A 16,299-nucleotide genomic window follows, 5' to 3' on the forward strand; every position below is an offset into this window, starting at 1 on the left:
ACATGAAAGGACGACATGCGGGCGCGGGGGGCGGTGCAGGAGGCTGGCTGAGGCTGGGGAAGTTGTCGAATGTCGGCGTCGAGGTTCCCACCGAAGTAGCCGCGGACGGGATGGAATTACGTATGGGCATCGCCATAGCCAAGCTCGAAGCCTGGATGCGCGACTACTACCACAAGGTCGACCATGACATCGGCAGCAGCGGGGTACGCGATCTGTCCATGGCGGAACTGCGCGCGCTCTGCGGATTCGAGATGTCCGAGCTGGATTCGCTGGTGCTGCACGACAGCGAGGCGTACGGCGGCCCCGGGCTGCGGACCGCCCTCGCGGACCGCTGGACCGGTGGCGACGTCGACCCGGTCATGGTCACCCACGGGTCGAGCGAGGCGATCTACATCGTCATGCACACGCTGCTCAACCCGGGCGACGAAGTGATCGTCGTCGACCCCGCCTACCAACAGCTCTACGACATCGCCCAGTCGAGGGGCTGCCGGATCACCCGATGGCCCCTGCGCGCGGACCAGGGCTTCGCCCCCGACCTGGAGCTGCTGCGCAAACTCGCCGCGTCCGGCCCCCGGATGATCGTGGTGAACTTCCCGCACAATCCGACCGGGGTGTCGATCACGGCAGAGCAGCAGGACGAGCTCATCGCCATCGCGGCCGAGTCGGGTGCCTGGCTGGTGTGGGACAACGCGTTCGGAGAGATGACGTACGCCTCGGCCCCACTGCGCCTCCCGCACGACCGCTACGACAAGGTCATCTCCTTCGGCACGCTCTCCAAGAGCTACGGCCTGGCGGGCATGCGGGTCGGCTGGTGCCTGGCGCCAAGGCGACTCCACGAGGAGATGGCGGTGCTGCGCGACTACATCGCACTGTACGTCTCGCCCGTGCTGGAGTTCTTCGCCGAGAAGGCCGTACGCAACGCCGACCGGATCGTGGCGCTCCAACGAGAGCACGCGGGTGCCAACCTGAAGATCCTGCTGGAGTGGGCGGCCGACATCCCCGAGCTGGTCCGGGTCACTCCACCAGCCGGCAGCGTGACCACCTTCGTCGAGTTCCCTCAGCTCCCGGACGTGGAGCGCTCCTGCCGCAAGCTGGCCGAGGAACACCGGGTGCTGCTCGTCCCCGGCATGTGCTTCGGCGACGACTTCAGCTCCTACGCCCGACTCGGCTTCGGCGGTACCACCACCGAACTCACCGCCGGACTCACCGCCCTCGAACAAGTACTACGCGAAGACTCCAGGATGGCGGCAGGCCGATGACCGACGATTTGCAGCGCCGCATCGAAGCCCTCTCCCCGGAGAAGCGCGAGCTCCTGGAACGGCGGCTCTCCGCGATGACCGCAGAGCGCGGCCCCGCCCCGGACAGCCGGATCAAGCCGCGTGACCGGAGCATGCCGACCCCCCTGTCGTTCGCGCAGCTGCGCGAATGGACCACGGGTCGAATCCGCGGATCCAACAACATCGGCGGAGCCCTGCGGCTCATCGGCGAACTCGACCTGGAGCTACTCAGCCGGGTGCTGACGGAGATCGTCGAGCGCCACGAGGCGCTGCGGTCCACGGTCGAGCTACAGGGCCGCACTCCCGTGCAGGTGGTGCAGCCCGTCGCGCCGGTACCGACCCCGCTGGTCGACCTCTCCCACCTGCCCGCCGACGAACAGTTGGCGGAAGTGGGACGCCGGGCCGACGCCGAACTGGTGCGCCCCTTCGCCCCCGAAGACCACCAACGACTGCGGATCCAGCTGCTGCGACTGGGTACCGACACCCACGTGGCGCTCTTCACCACGGACCACGCCGCCTCCGACGCCTGGTCGATGGCCATCCTCGTGCGGGAGTTCGTGACCCTGTACGGAATCCACCGGTCGGGAGGCACGGGCGGGCTACCGCTGCCGGAGATCCAGTTCGGCGACTTCGCCGCGCTCCAGGCGAAGGAGTTCGACGACGCGCGGATCGCCGCCGAACTCACCTACTGGAAGCAGGCACTGGCGGGGGTACCCACTCACCTCCCCCTGCCGATCGACCGGCCCTACCCGGCCCGGCCCACCTTCGCCGGTGCCCAGCACCACATCGAGCTGTCGCCCGAACTGAGTGCCGACCTGAAGTCGTTCGCCGAGAGCGAGAACGTCTCGCTGTTCATGGTGCTGCTCGCCGCCTTCTCGGTGCTGCTCCAGCGCTACTCCGGGCAGGACGATCTGGTCATCGGGTCAGCCATCTCCGGCCGCAACCGGGTGGAGACCGAACAGCTCATCGGCTGCTTCGCCAACCTGCTGCCCCTTCGGATGCAGCTCGCTCAGGAACAGACCCTGCGCGAGCTGGTACACGCCGCGCGGGACACCACCACCGCCGGTTACGACCACCAGGACCTGCCCTTCGAGCGGCTCCTGGAGCAGTTGGGCATCGGGCGTGAGGCCGCGCAGACCCCGCTGGTCCAGGTGATGATCAACGTCCTGACCGCGCCGAGCAACACCCTGGAGGTGCCGGGACTGACGATCACACCGGAGCCGATGGACATCGGTCCGGTCTCCATCGACCTGACCCTGTTCGCCATGCCCGTCGGCGACAAGGTGTCCTTGCAGTGGCAGTACAGCACCGAGTTGTTCGACCCCGAAACGGTGGAACTGCTGGCCTCCCAGTTCGTCAACGTCCTGCGCCAGTTGGTGACCGCCCCCGACACGGCGGTCGCCGACGTGGAGTTCATCGTCCCCAGGACACTGGACATGACCGGCCCGACCTCCGCCAGCGCGGGTGACCGCGGCCCGGGCTTCATCGAGCTGTTCCAGCGGCGGGCTGCCCTCGCCCCGCACACCACCGCGGTCGTCCACGACGGGACCGCCATGAGCTACGCGGAGCTCAACCGCAGCGCCAACCGGCTCGCACACCTGCTGCGCGAGCGCGGCGTCGGCCGCGAGGTCGCCGTCGGCATCCTCCTCGACAGGTCCCCCCGGATGGCCGTCGCGATCCTCGCGGTGCTCAAGGCGGGCGGGTTCTACGTACCCCTCGACCCCTCCTATCCGCCGGAGCGGCTGGCGTTCATGTTGGCGGACGCGGACGTACGCGTGCTCCTCACCGAGGAGAAGTCCCTCTCCGCCCTCACCGTCGCGGGCGACCAACCACGGCGGAAGACCCTCCTGGTAGACGAGCCCCACGACGGCCCCGACCACGACCTTCCCGACCTTCCCGACCCCGAGTCGCTGGCGTACATGGTCTACACCTCGGGTTCGACCGGCCGTCCCAAGGGCGCCCTCATCGAGCACCGTTCGCTGGCGACCTTCGCCCGCGAGGTCGTGGAACGCTTCGGGCTGGGCAGCGGAGACCGCTTCCTGCAGTTCGCCTCCCCCAGCTTCGACGTGCTCGTGGAGGAGCTGTTCCCGATCTGGCTGGCGGGCGGCACCGTGGTCATCCCCGCCACCAAGCTGCTCGGCGGCGGCGCCGACCTCGCCGAGCTGACCGAACGCGAACGAATCACCGTGATGGAGCTGCCCACCGCCTACTGGCACGAGTGGACGCGCTCGCTCCGCCGCGAGGACCGTGCACTTCCGGAGTCGCTCCGCCTGGTGATCATCGGCGGTGAGCGGGTGCTCCCGGACCGAATCAAGATGTGGCAAGCGCTGGGCGTGCCCCTGATGCACGTGTACGGCCTGACGGAGACGACCGTCAGCTCGACGTTCTTCCGCCTCGACCCGGTCGACCAGGGCCGAGACTGGCCCAACCTGCCGATCGGCACCCCGCTGCCCTCTGCCGACCTGCACGTACTCGACCACCGGCTGCGTCCGGTCCCAGTAGGGGGCCTCGGCGAGCTGTACATCGGCGGCGTCAGCCTGGCGCGCGGCTACCACGGCCGCCCCGGCCTCACCGCGCAGCGGTTCGTAGCCTGCCCCGATCCGGCGCGGCCGGGCGAGCGGCTGTACCGCACGGGAGACCTGGTGCGCCAGCGACCCGATGGGACAATGGAGTTCGTTTCCCGGGCGGACACCCAGATCAAGATCCGCGGATTCCGGGTGGAACCGGCGGAGATCGAGTCCACCCTCAGTCTGCACCCCGAGATCGTCGAGTCCGTGGTGGTCGTGCACGAGCCCGAACCAGGCGACAAGAGGTTGGTGGCGTACGTGGTGCCCCGCACCGCTCCCGCTCCCGCCACCGGTGACCTGCGGGAGTTCCTGGAGAAGGAACTGCCGGCATACATGGTGCCCGCCGCGTTCGTGGAGCTGGAAGCCCTCCCTCTGACCTCGAACGGCAAGATCGACCATGCCGCGCTGCCGACTCCCGTGGCCGCCCGCCCGGCCGAGGCAGCAGAGTTCGTCGCTCCTGTCACCCCCGTGGAAGAGCAGCTCGCCGGGATCGTCGCAGGCGTCATCGGGGTGGACAGCGTCGGCGTCCACGACAACTTCTTCGAGCTGGGCGGCGACTCGATCCTGGCCATCCAGGTCGTCGCACAGGCGCAGGACGTCGGTATCCGCATCTCACCGCTCGATCTCTTCGAGCACCCCACGGTCGCCCTCCTCGCAGCGGTGACCACGGCCGCGCCGGTCATCGACGCCGAGCAGGGTGTGGTCAACGGCCCCTCCCCGCTGACCGCGCTACAACGCTGGTTCTGTGAGGCGGACTTCTCCGAGCCGCACCACTGGAACGTCTCCGTGCTGCTCGAACTGCACGAGAGCCACGGAACGGACCTGCTGCGCGAGGCGGTCAACCAGCTTCTCGTCCACCATGACGGCCTGCGTCAGCGGTTCCAGCTCAACGGCATACAGACCCGGGTCCGCATCGCCCTCCCCGACTCCCGCACCCCGTTCGAGGTGCACGACCTGTCGGACCTCGCCACAGGCGAGCAGGACCGCAAGATGACGGAGCTGACCGCTCAGGCTGCCGCGGGTCTGAGGCCCGCCATAGGGCCGCTGGTGCGCTTCGAACTCTTCCGGCTCGGCGACCAGCGCCCGGACCGGCTGGCAGTGATCGCGCACCACCTGGTCGCCGACGCCACCTCGCTGCGGATCCTCGTGGAAGACCTGCGGACCGCGCTGCTCGCGCTCGGCGCGGGCCGAACGGTCGCCCTGCCTGCCAAGACCACCTCCTGGCAGTCCTGGGCCCGCCGCCTCGCCTCGTACGCCGGCACCCAGCCCGTGCAGTCGCAACGGCCCTACTGGTCGCAGCTGATCGGGGCGGCGAGCGGCGCCGTGCCCTTCGACACGACGAACAGCCCGGACTCCGACACGGTCGACAGCGCCCGCCGGTCCGTCGCGGCACTCGACGCCGAGACGACCGCCGAGCTGCTGCACGCGGCGCCCGCCGCGCACGACTGCCGGATCGACGACATCCTCCTCACCGCCCTGGGCCGCACCCTCGGCGAGTGGACCGGCGTACCCCGGCACCTGGTCGACCTCCGGCGGCACACCCGCGACCAGGTCTTCGACGACATCAACCTGGCGCGGACCGTCGGCTGGTTGGAGACGGTCCACCCGGTCGCCCTGGTCAGCGCGGAGAACAACCCGCCCGAAACCACCTTGAAGGCGGTCAAGGAAGCCATGCGGGCCGTTCCCGACGGCGGGCTCGGCTGGCAGTTGCTGCACCAGGGCAACGACCCGCTGCCGCCCTCCCCCGCCTCCGTGGTCTTCGAGTACACCGGACAGCTTCACGAACCGTCGACAGCGACCGCCGGCTTCACCGTGACCGGGCCCGCCGGCCCGGGGGCGAGCCCGCTGGGCCGACGCCCCTACCCGCTGGAAGTGCATGCCGCCGTCAACAGCGGACGCCTCACCGTGACCTGGGACTACAGCGAGAGGCTGCACTCACGCGAAACCGTGGACCGGCTCGCGGCGGCCTTCCTGGCCGAACTGCGTTCGCTGGCGGCCGGCGGCGACGCCGCGCGCACCCCGTCGGACTTCCCGCTCGCCCGGGTCGATCAGGCACAGCTAGACGGACTGCTCAACCGCATACAGGCGGGCCGGGAGGACCAGTGAGCACCTCCGACGTCGCGGACGTCTACGAACTGTCGCCGCTGCAACAGGGCATGCTGCTGCACACCCTGTACGGGGGCGACGCGGACACCTATGTCGCCCAGCGCAGTTTCGAGATCGAAGGCGCTCTCGACGCCGACCTCCTGGAGCGGGCCTGGCAGCAGGTCGCCGAGGCGCATCCGGCGCTGCGGACCTCCTTCCACTGGGAGGGCCTGGACAAGCCGCTCCAAGTCGTCCACCGGAAACCACCCGGCGCGCTGGTGCGGCACGACTGGTCGGAGGCCCCCGAGGACGAACGACAAGCCCGGTTCGAGCGGCTGCTCGCCGAGGACCGGGCCGCGGGGTTCGACCCGGAGCAGCCGCCGCTCCAGCGGCTGCACCTGGTCCGGCTCGACGCCCAGCGCCACGGGTTCGTCTGGACCCACCACATGTTGCTGCTCGACGGCTGGTCGGTGCCGATCGTCCTCGCCGATGTCGTGCGGCGCTACCGCTGCCTGCTCGCCAACACCCCGCCGCCGCCCGCGCCGGCCCCGTACCGCGACTACATCGCCTGGCTACAGCACCAGGACATGGACGCGGCCAAGGACTGGTGGAGCCGCGCCCTCGCCGGGCCCGTCGACAGCGGTCGGCTCGGCCCGATGCTGCGGATCGCCCCGGACCGCGGCCCGGGCGAGGTCGCCGAGGTGCGCCAGGAGCTACCCGACTCCCTCAACGATCGGTTGCGCGCGTGCGCGGCCCGCCATCAGGTCACTTTCAGCACGGTGCTCCAGGCGGCCTGGGCGCTGGTACTGCGGCGCTTCAGCGGGGACTCGGAGGTCACCTACGGGTGCACCAGTTCGGGGCGCCCCGCCGAACTGCGGGGCGTCGACGGGATGGTCGGCTCGTTCATCAACACGCTGCCGGTGCGCGTCACCGTGCCCGAAGGCGGTGGTCTGGCGGGCTGGCTGCGCGAGGTCCAGACCGTGCACGCCACGGCTCGACGGTACGAGTACGCGCCGCTCACCCAGATCAGGTCCTGGGCGAACCTGCCCACGGGCCAGCCGCTCTTCGAAAGCGTCGTCGTCGTCGACAACTACCCTCTGGGCATCGGCGGGGGCGAACTGGTCGACCGCTTCTCGATCCGCTCCGTGAACGACTTCGAGAAGACGAGCGAAGCACTGACCCTGATCGTGACCCCGGCGCCCGTCTCGATCACGCGGCTGATCTACCACCGGGACCGGTTCGAGCCCGGCACGGTCGAGGACATGATGGAGTACTTCCACCGCGTCCTGGAGGCCCTCGCCGAGTTCGACACCGTCGCCGAGGTGCTGACGGCGGCCCGCGGGCGTACGCACGAGCGCCCGGCGCAGGAAGTGGCCTATCCACAGGCGGAGCTCACTCTGGGCGATCTGGTCCAGCGGCAGGCTGCCGCGACCCCCGACGCGATCGCAGTCCGGACGGACGAAGAAACCCTCACCTACGCACAACTGCTCACCCTCTCGCGCCGGACCGCCACGGCGCTGGCCGCAGCCGGGTCCGGCCCCGGCCAGGTCGTCGGCATCTGTGCCGAACGCTCCGTGGACATGGTCACTGGTGTGCTCGGCGCCCTGCTCACGGGCGCCGCCTACCTCCCTCTCGACCCCGCCCTGCCCCCCGCACGGCTGGAGTTCATGGTCGCCGAGGCGGGTGCGGAAGTGGCCTTCGCGGCACCCGAATGGGCGCAAACAGCGGCGCGGGCGGGGATACGTCACGTCCTGACAGCGGCGGACTGCGCCGAAGCCCCGGGCCGGTCCCTGCCCGGGCGCGCCGATGACCCTGCCTACGTCCTCTTCACCTCCGGCTCCACCGGCCGCCCCAAGGGCGTGGTGGTCACCCACCGCGCGATCGTCAACCGGCTGCTGTGGATGCAGCAGACCTTCCCGCTCGGCGCCGAAGACCGGGTGTTGCAGAAGACCCCGCTGGGCTTCGACGTCTCGGTCTGGGAGCTGTTCTGGCCACTGCTGACCGGGGCCACCATGGTCCTGGCCCGCCCCGGGGGACACCAGGACAGCGACTACCTCGCCCGCACCCTGGCCGAACGAGACGTCACCGTCGCGCACTTCGTTCCCTCCATGCTCCAGCTGTTCCTCGACGAACCCGTCGAACTACCTGCCCTACGCCGGGTGATGTGCAGTGGCGAGGCTCTCGGGCGCCCCCTGGCGGACCGCTTCCGAGCGGCCTTCCCGGAGGTGGAGCTGCACAACCTGTACGGTCCGACCGAGGCCGCCGTCGACGTCACCTGGTGGGACTGCGCCCGCCCCGCCCCTGCCGGGTCGGTGCCGATCGGGGACGCCGTCGCGAACACCGAGGTGCACGTACTGGATGACCGGCTGGACCCAACGCCCGTCGGGGTTCCCGGCGAACTCTTCCTCGGTGGAGTGCAGTTGGCACAGGGGTACGTGAACCGTCCGGCGCTGACCGCGGAGCGGTTCGTCGCGCATGAGTCGGCCGGCCCGGGCGGCCGGCTGTACCGGACGGGCGACAAGGTGCGCAGGCTGCGTAACGGGGCGCTGGAGTTCCTCGGGCGTCTCGATCAGCAGGTGAAGATCCACGGCTACCGGATCGAACTGGGCGAGGTGGAGCAAGTCCTGCTGGCCCAGCCCTCGGTCCGGGAAGCGGTGGTGAACGTGCGGGAAGGGACACGCCTGGCCGCGTACGTGACCGGTGAGGCCCTTGACGCCAGCGCGTTGCACGACGCCCTTCGGGCGGCGCTGCCCCGCTACATGGTTCCGGCCACCGTCACCGTCCTGCCCGCGATGCCGCTGACCCACAACGGCAAGCTGGACCGGCGCGCCCTACCCGACCCGATACCGGCCGCGGTGGCCGTGGCAGCGCCCGACTCCGCCGTCGAGAAGAGCATCGCCGAGGTCTTCCGGGACGTCCTCGACCTCCCCGCCGTGGACGTCACCACGAGCTTCTTCGACCTGGGCGGCGACTCCTTCGCCGCCGTCCGGGCGGTGCGCCGGATCGAGGGGGCCACAGTGGGCCTGCTCGCCGCCCGCCCGAGCGTCCGCGAGCTGGCGGCTGCCCTGGACCCGGCCGAGGAGCAGGGCTCGCTGATGCGGATGACCCCCGTCGGCCGGTCGCCCGCGCACACCCTGGTGTGCGTGCCCTTCGGCGGCGGTAGCACCATCGGCTACCAACCGCTCGCCGGCGCCCTCGATCCCGGCCTCGCCCTGTTGGCGGTCACCCTGCCGGGCCACGAGCTCGGCGGTCCCCCCGATCTCCGCCCGCTCGACGAGGTGGCGCAGGACGTGGCGGACGAAATCCTGAAGACCGTCGAGGGCCCGGTGTCCGTGTACGGGCACTGCGTCGGCGTGGCGCTCGCCATCGAGGTGGTGCGCCGCCTGGAGACCGCCGGACGGACCGTCGAGCGGCTGTTCCTCGGCGCCTCGTACCCCTTCTACAAGAGCCGAGTCCCACAACTGCGGCGCACTGGCCCAGCCGCCGACCAGGCGCAGCTGCGGTACCTGCAGTCGCTCGGCGGGTTCACCGCAGTCGTCGACGACGAGGAGCTCGCCTTCGTCATGCGTGCGTTCCGCCACGACGCGGCAGCCGCCCAGGCCTACTTCACCGAACAGTGGCCGCGCCGTGGCGGCACGGCGCCGCTGGCCGCGCCGATCACGGTGGTCATCGGAACGTCCGACCCGGAGACCCCCCGCTACGAACGCAAGTACCGTGTGTGGGAACGCTTCGGCTCTTCCGTCGAGCTGGCGACCGTGCCAGACGGTGGTCACTACTTCCTCCAACAACAACCGGAGGCCCTCGCCACCGTCATCGCCGCGGCCACTTGGGAGCAGGGCAGTGGGCAGCAAGCTCCTCGCAATCAGTGACCTGCACGTCACGCACGGCCGCAACCGCGATCTGGTCGCGGCCCTGCGGCCCGGATCACCCGACGACTGGCTGATCGTCGCGGGCGACGTGGCCGAACGGATCGACGACCTGGCATGGGCCCTCGGTCTCCTGCGCAACCGCTTCGCACGGGTCATCTGGACGCCCGGGAACCACGAACTGTGGACCACCCGGGCCGACAGGGGCACGCTGCGCGGCGAGAGCCGCTATGCCGAACTCGTCAAGGTGGCGCGGGAACTGGATGTCGACACGCCCGAGGACCCCTATCCGGTGTGGGAAGGGCCCGACGGCCCGGTCACCATCGCCCCGCTGTTCCTGCTCTACGACTACAGCTTCCGTCCCACCGGCACCACCAAGGAAGAAGCCCTGGACGCGGCGTGGGAGTCCGGCGTGGTCTGCACCGACGAAGCGCTGCTGCACCCGGATCCGCATCCCGGCCCCGACGCCTGGTGCCACGCCCGGGTCGAGCTCACCGAACGCCGTCTGGCCGGGATCGATCCGGACCGCCGGCTGGTGCTCGTCAACCACTTCCCGCTCATCCAGGAGCCGACTCGAGTCCTGCGGCACCCCCAGTTCGCCCTGTGGTGCGGCACGACCCGGACGGCGCACTGGCACACCCGTTTCAACGTCGCGGCCGTCGTCTACGGCCACCTGCACATACGTCGTACCAGCTGGCACGAAGGGGTGCCCTTCATGGAGGTGTCCGTCGGATACCCGCGCGAGTGGGTCGGCCGCGACGACTACCGGGGGCCACGCCAGGTGCTTCCCGTCACGGAGGAGTGAGGTGCTCGCGAACATCCTGCCGCCGAAGGTCGCGGTGGTGGAGCTCCGAGAGGATCCGCCGGGCCTCGGACACCATCCGCAGGAGACGGCGCACGTCGCCCGGGCCATGGCTGCTCGCCGCACCGAGTTCATCACCGGAAGGCATTGCGCGAGGGAGGCGGTCAGGGCGCTCGGCCTCGACCCGGTACCGATCCCCAAGGGCGAACGCGGCGCTCCGGTGTGGCCGGCGGAGGTGGTGGGCAGCATCACGCACTGCAAGGGCTATCGCGCCGCTGCCGTGGCCCACCGAGCCGACGTGCCGACGATCGGGGTGGATGCCGAGCCGGACGAACCGCTGCCCGAGGGGGTCCTCGACGTGATCTCCCTGCCGCGGGAGCGCGAGATGCTGTCGGCGTTGTCGGCGCGGCCCGGGGTCACCTGGGACCGGCTGCTGTTCAGTGCAAAGGAATCCGTCTACAAGGCCTGGTTCCCGCTCACCGGGCAATGGCTGGACTTCTCCGAGGCGGAGGTCACCCTCGATCCCGCCGCCAAGACGTTCAGCGCCCGCCTGCTGGTACCGGGCCCCGTCGTCGGCGGTGCCCGCTGGTCCACCTTCACCGGCAGATGGGCGGCGTACGACGGTCTCCTGCTCACGGCGGTCGCGGACGGACACGGCTGACGCCGTCACGGGCACCGGCCCGGCCGAGGGGCCGGGCCGTCACGCGGCCGACGGACCGCGGGGTTTGTCGCGCAACGTCACCGAGGTGGGCAGGACCGCGAAACCACGCTGGTGGGGGGAGTGCACCCGCCGGGCGTAGGTCAGGTCGATGTCGTAGTCCGAGATCAGCGACCCGATCTCCTCCAGCGCGATCTTGATCTCCAGCTTGGCGAGAGCCGCGCCCAGGCAGTAGTGAGGGCCGTGCCCGAAGCTGATCAGTTGGCTGGTGTCACGGTCGAGGTCATAGCGGTCCGGGTCCTCGAAGACGCGGCGGTCGCGGTTCCCGGAGGCGGGGAGCAGGGCGACCCGGGAGCCGGCCGGCAGCACCACGTCGTGCAACACGGTGTCCTCGGTGACCAAGCGAGCGACCATTTGGCTCGCCGAGTCGTAGCGAAGCGTCTCCATGGTCCAGTCCCCGGGCCGGTGGTCCAAGCCCGCGCGCTTGACGTCCGGGTGCAACCAGCCGTGGTACCAGGCGTTGCCGATCACCTTGCCCGTCGACTCGTTGCCCGCGGTGATCAGCAGGAACAGGAAGGCGACGATCTCCGAGTCACTGAGCGGCTCGCCCTTCACCCGCACGTCGAGGAGGTGCGAGGTGAGGTCCTCGCCGGGGCTGCGCCGCAACTCCGTGACATGGGAGACGAAGTACGAGGCAAGCCGCAGGGCGGCCTGGACGGACGCGGCCGGCCGCTCCTCCTCGCCGTCGCCCCGCATGTTCAGCATGTCGGTGTCGGCCCGGATGAGGTCCCAGTCGGCGGCGGGGATTCCGACCATGTCGCACACGATGTCGTTGGGCAGCGCCGCCGCGTAGTCACCGGCGAAGTCGAACTCGCCCTGTTCCAGAAGCGGTAGCAGCCGCTCACGGGCCATCTTGCGGATGCGCTCCTCCTGGTGCGTGACGTGTCGCGCGGTGAAGCCGCCCGACACCAGGGTGCGCAACTGCCCATGCTCCGGAGGGTCCATGGCGAGGAAGAAGCTGGTCTTGTACGCCTCCGGGTTCCAGAGCTCCGCCTCCAAGGAAATGCCGTTGCGGTTGGAGAACAGCTTCGGGTGGCGCAGCGCGAACAGCACGTCCGCGTGCCGGGACAGGGCCCAGAAGTCGCGCTCCTCATTGCGGTAGACCGGCGCGTTCTCCCGCATCCACGCGTACACCGGATAGGGGTTCTCGTGCAGCTCCCAGGAGAACGGGTCGTAGACGGGTGGGGTCGCCGGGTCGATACCGATGTCCTGCCTGGCCGGGCTGTCGGTGTGCATCTATCCAACTCCAGTGCCGGTACGAGAGGGCCCCCATTGCCCTGTCTCAGGAACGTACGACGCGCACAACGGACTGTCCTGTCACCCGAACCGGGGGCTACCTGTCCGGTCGGACACGAACTGCGCTAGTAGCAGCCGATTGTCAGGTGTGCAGCGCCGGCGCGACTCCGAGTGACGAACCGGGTCCGCCGCGGCGGCTGCCACCGCCGCCCGCACCTCTCAGGAGCCTGCATGACAGCCATAGCCCTGCCCGCCACGGAAGACCTGCGCGCCCGCGCCCGCGCGTGCCTGGACCGTATCGGTGTGGAGGTCCCGGAAGGAGACGACCTGTACGCACGCACTCCGGTCACCGGCGAGGACCTGTTCGGCCTGAAGGGTTCCGGTGCAGCGGAGGCGGAGGCGGCCGTGGCCGCGGCTCACGAGGCCTTCCTCACCTGGCGCAGCATCCCGGCCCCGCGCCGCGGTGAGCTGGTGCGCCGCTTCGGTGAGTTGGTGCGCGAGCACCACGGCGACCTCGCCGACCTGATCACCCTGGAGGCGGGGAAGATCCGGTCCGAGGCGTATGGCGAGGTCCAGGAGATCATCGACATCGCGGACTACGCGGTCGGCCTGTCCCGCCAGCTGTACGGGCGGGTCATCGCGTCCGAGCGGGCCGGCCACCGGATGGCCGAGACCTGGCATCCGCTGGGGGTCGTCGGCATCATCTCCGCGTTCAACTTCCCCGCGGCGGTGTGGGCCTGGAACGCAACGGTGGCACTGGTCTGCGGCGACACCCTGGTGTGGAAGCCGTCCGAGCTGACCCCTCTCATCTCGCTCGCCTGTGACCGGCTGCTCGCCAGGGCGGCCGAGGAGGTGGGCGCTCCGGCGGGCATCCACCGGCTGGTGCTCGGCGGGCGGGAGAGCGGCGAGCAGCTCGTGGACGACCCGCGGGTGGCCCTGGTGAGTGCCACCGGCTCGACTCGCATGGGCCGTTCGGTGGGCCCCCGGGTGGCCGCCCGCTTCGGGCGCACCCTCCTGGAGCTCGGCGGGAACAACGCAGCGATCGTCACGCCCTCGGCGGACCTCGACCTCACTCTGCCCTCCGTGGTGTTCGCCTCGGCGGGCACCGCTGGTCAGCGCTGCACCGCGCTGCGTCGGCTGATCGTGCACCGGGACGTCGTGGACTCACTGTTGCCCCGGCTGACCGCCGCGTTCGAGCGGCTGCCGGTCGGTGACCCGTTCGCCGAGGGCACGTTGGTGGGTCCGCTGATCTCGCCGGCACCGCTGGCGTCCATGCAGGACGCTCTCGCCCGGGTCACCGCGGACGGCGGCAAGGTGCTCGTCGGCGGCGAGCGGGTGGAGACGGGCACCGCGTCGGCCGCGTACGTACGTCCCGCCGTGGTCCGGATCGAGGGGCACACCGAGGTCGTCAGGGAGGAGACGTTCGCGCCGCTCCTGTACGTGCTGACGTACGACACGCTCGAAGAGGCGATCGCGTTGCAGAACGACGTCCCGCAGGGGCTGTCGTCCAGCATCTTCACCCGGGATCAGCGGGAGGCCGAGGTCTTCATGTCGGCGGTCGGCTCGGACTGCGGAATGGTGAACGTCAACGTCGGCACTTCGGGGGCGGAGATCGGCGGAGCCTTCGGGGGCGAGAAGGAGACCGGCGGCGGCCGAGCCTGCGGGTCGGACGCGTGGCACGCGTACATGCGCCGGACGACGAACGTCGTCAACTACTCGGCCGAGGTGGCGCTCGCCCAGAACATCAACTTCCTCTGACCCTCTGCCGTCTCCGGCCCGGACCGGCCGGCATCTACCTCAAGGAATCCCATGTCCTTCCCCCGTACGCGCACCATCGCCGCCGACCAGGTCCACGCGAGCCTGGCCGAGCACCTGTTGGTCGACGGGTACCCCTTCGTGCTCGACCTGGAACGCAGCCGTGGCAGCTGGCTGGTCGACGAGCTGACCGGGCGTTCCTACCTCGATCTGTTCACGTTCTACGCTTCCAGCCCGCTGGGCTTCAATCCGCCCGGGGTGACGCAGGATCCGGAGTTCGGGCGGCTGCTCGCCAAGGTCGCGGCCAGCAAGCCGTCGAACGCGGACGCCTACACCACCCATCTGGCCCAGTTCGTGGACACGTTCGCCCGGGTGCTCGGTGACCCCGAGCTACCCCATCTCTTCTTCGTCGAGGGCGGGGCGCTGGCCGTGGAGAACGCACTGAAGTGCGCCTTCGACTGGAAGAGCCGGCGCAACGAGGCGGCCGGGCGGTCCGCCTCGCTCGGAATGCAGGTACTACACCTGAAGGCAGCCTTCCACGGTCGCAGTGGATACACCCTGTCCCTGACGAACACCGAGCCCGTCAAGACCGAACGCTTCCCGGTCTTCGACTGGCCGCGCATCGATTCGCCCGCTGCCCGCTTCCCGCTGGCCGACCACATCGAACAGGTCGAGGAGGCGGAACGGCTGGCCCTGGCCCAGGCCGAGGCCGCCTTCCGGGCACACCCGCACGACATCGCGTGCTTCATCGCCGAGCCCATCCAGAGCGAGGGTGGTGACAAGCACCTGCGGCCGGAGTTCCTTCAGGCGATGCAGCGGCTGTGCCACACCTACGACGCGCTGTTCGTGCTCGACGAGGTGCAGACGGGCGTGGGCCTGACCGGAACGCCCTGGGCCTACCAGCAGCTGGGAATCGCCCCCGATGTGGTGGCCTTCGGGAAGAAGGCGCAGGTCGGTGGGGTCATGGCGGGGCGCCGCGTCGACCTGGTACCGGACAACACCTTCCGGGTGAGCAACCGGGTCGGCTCGACGTGGGCCGGCGGACTGGTCGACATGGTCCGCTCCCGCCGGCTCCTGGAAATCATCGAACGCGATGGGCTGATAGGAAGGGCCAAAGAGCTGGGCGCCCAGTTGACCGATGGATTTCAAACACTGGCAGAGAAGTTCCCCTCCCTTGTTTCTAATGCCCGTGGACTCGGCCTAATGTGCGCCTTCGACCTGCCGTCCACAGAATTCCGCGACAGTTTCATAGAGGCGCTGCGAGAAGAAGGCGTACTCGTACTTCCGGGCGGCGAACTCACCGTGCGACTGCGCCCGGCGCTTTCAGTGACCCCTGAGGAATTGTCGCTCGCCCTGGACGCATTCACCCGGGCCCTCAAGAGGACTTCGGAGGAGACAATCGTTCAATAAGGGGACCGGCTGATACCGGCCAGCATTCTCCAAGGGCATTCCCAGTTCGAATCCGGCACCATGAAGCGGGCGCCCGGGCCAGCAGGCCCGGGCGCCCGTCTGCGTCGTCACGGGCGCCTGAACCGAGCGTCGCACGACCAGGCTGTGCGACTCCGCGGAGCGGCGGGGCTTACTCACACCCGATGCACCGTTCGGAGGCATCCGCTGATTACCAATCCTTATACAGGAATTATAAATATATATAACCAGGAATCCGGACAAAAACATCCCCAATGAACGCCCGCGACCGCAACGGACGGATGCGGGTGAATAGAACTTGTCGCGCACCCAACAAGCCAACCGAGTGCCCACCCGGGTCCGACTTCCAACCGTTTCCATCGTTCTGGACCTCCAGCCGGTTGACGGCAGACCAACCGCCAGTGGACAGACGGGCGGTGAACAGATCCAACCGTCCGCTGGGCGACCACCGAGGAACCGACGCCATGGAGCTAGTAGTGCTTGGTCAGGTCGTGTTTGGTGGTGCGTGTCCTTCGGGTTGTGTGTCGCGTTGTGGGTGTGTGACTCCGGACGAAATGGCTGCGGT

The 16,299-nt window shown here is 69.6% G+C and carries 8 protein-coding genes; 7 read left to right on the top strand and 1 reads right to left on the bottom strand.

Annotated elements, in window-relative coordinates; genetic code table 11:
* The first annotated feature begins 62 nt into the window (after positions 1–62).
* The 5 genes from vioD to ACFYMC_RS15410 are packed head-to-tail and all read left to right on the top strand — an operon-like array spanning position 63 to position 11,258.
* Positions 63–1,259: a capreomycidine synthase gene (gene vioD / locus ACFYMC_RS15390; RefSeq protein ID WP_388524383.1), complete on the top strand. Its 1,197-nt coding sequence runs from the start codon at positions 63–65 to the stop codon at positions 1,257–1,259.
* The gene (locus ACFYMC_RS15395) at positions 1,256–5,950 is read left to right on the top strand and encodes an amino acid adenylation domain-containing protein (RefSeq protein ID WP_388524385.1); all 4,695 of its coding nucleotides are present in this window, start codon (positions 1,256–1,258) and stop codon (positions 5,948–5,950) included. Before vioD ends, ACFYMC_RS15395 begins: the two co-directional genes overlap by 4 nt.
* A complete protein-coding gene (locus ACFYMC_RS15400; protein ID WP_388524388.1) occupies positions 5,947–9,798 on the top strand; it encodes an amino acid adenylation domain-containing protein in 3,852 nt (1,283 codons plus the stop codon). The genes ACFYMC_RS15395 and ACFYMC_RS15400 overlap by 4 nt, the downstream gene beginning before the upstream one ends.
* Positions 9,770–10,600 (top strand): metallophosphoesterase family protein, encoded by an 831-nt coding sequence (locus tag ACFYMC_RS15405; RefSeq protein ID WP_388524391.1) that lies wholly within the window; start codon positions 9,770–9,772, stop codon positions 10,598–10,600. The genes ACFYMC_RS15400 and ACFYMC_RS15405 overlap by 29 nt, the downstream gene beginning before the upstream one ends.
* Before the next feature lies 1 nt (position 10,601).
* Entirely contained in the window at positions 10,602–11,258 is a 657-nt protein-coding gene (locus tag ACFYMC_RS15410; RefSeq protein ID WP_388524394.1) for a 4'-phosphopantetheinyl transferase, read from the top strand.
* Between the two features lie 39 nt (positions 11,259–11,297).
* On the opposite strand, the gene ACFYMC_RS15415 is transcribed toward ACFYMC_RS15410, so the two are convergent.
* A complete protein-coding gene (locus tag ACFYMC_RS15415; RefSeq protein WP_388524397.1) occupies positions 11,298–12,551 on the bottom strand; it encodes a cytochrome P450 in 1,254 nt (417 codons plus the stop codon).
* 231 nt (positions 12,552–12,782) lie between these two features.
* Here ACFYMC_RS15415 and ACFYMC_RS15420 point away from each other — a divergent pair, with 231 nt between their 5' ends.
* Complete coding sequence (locus ACFYMC_RS15420; RefSeq protein WP_388524400.1) at positions 12,783–14,309, top strand: aldehyde dehydrogenase family protein; 1,527 nt, start codon at positions 12,783–12,785, stop codon at positions 14,307–14,309.
* Between the two features lie 51 nt (positions 14,310–14,360).
* Positions 14,361–15,716, top strand: a complete 1,356-nt coding sequence (lat, locus tag ACFYMC_RS15425; RefSeq protein ID WP_388524403.1) for an L-lysine 6-transaminase — start codon at positions 14,361–14,363, stop codon at positions 15,714–15,716.
* The last annotated feature ends 583 nt before the right edge of the window (positions 15,717–16,299 follow it).

Origin of the sequence: Streptomyces sp. NPDC006879 (assembly GCF_042869595.1) — a bacterium.
Lineage (GTDB): Bacteria > Actinomycetota > Actinomycetes > Streptomycetales > Streptomycetaceae > Streptomyces.

What these genes read in the sequence shown, in the direction of transcription:
- ACFYMC_RS15395 (WP_388524385.1), top strand. Translation starts at nt 1,256, where the DNA reads ATGACCGACGATTTGCAGCGCCGCATCGAAGCCCTCTCCCCGGAGAAG.
- ACFYMC_RS15415 (WP_388524397.1), bottom strand. Translation starts at nt 12,551, where the DNA reads ATGCACACCGACAGCCCGGCCAGGCAGGACATCGGTATCGACCCGGCG.
- ACFYMC_RS15420 (WP_388524400.1), top strand. Translation starts at nt 12,783, where the DNA reads ATGACAGCCATAGCCCTGCCCGCCACGGAAGACCTGCGCGCCCGCGCC.
- lat (WP_388524403.1), top strand. Translation starts at nt 14,361, where the DNA reads ATGTCCTTCCCCCGTACGCGCACCATCGCCGCCGACCAGGTCCACGCG.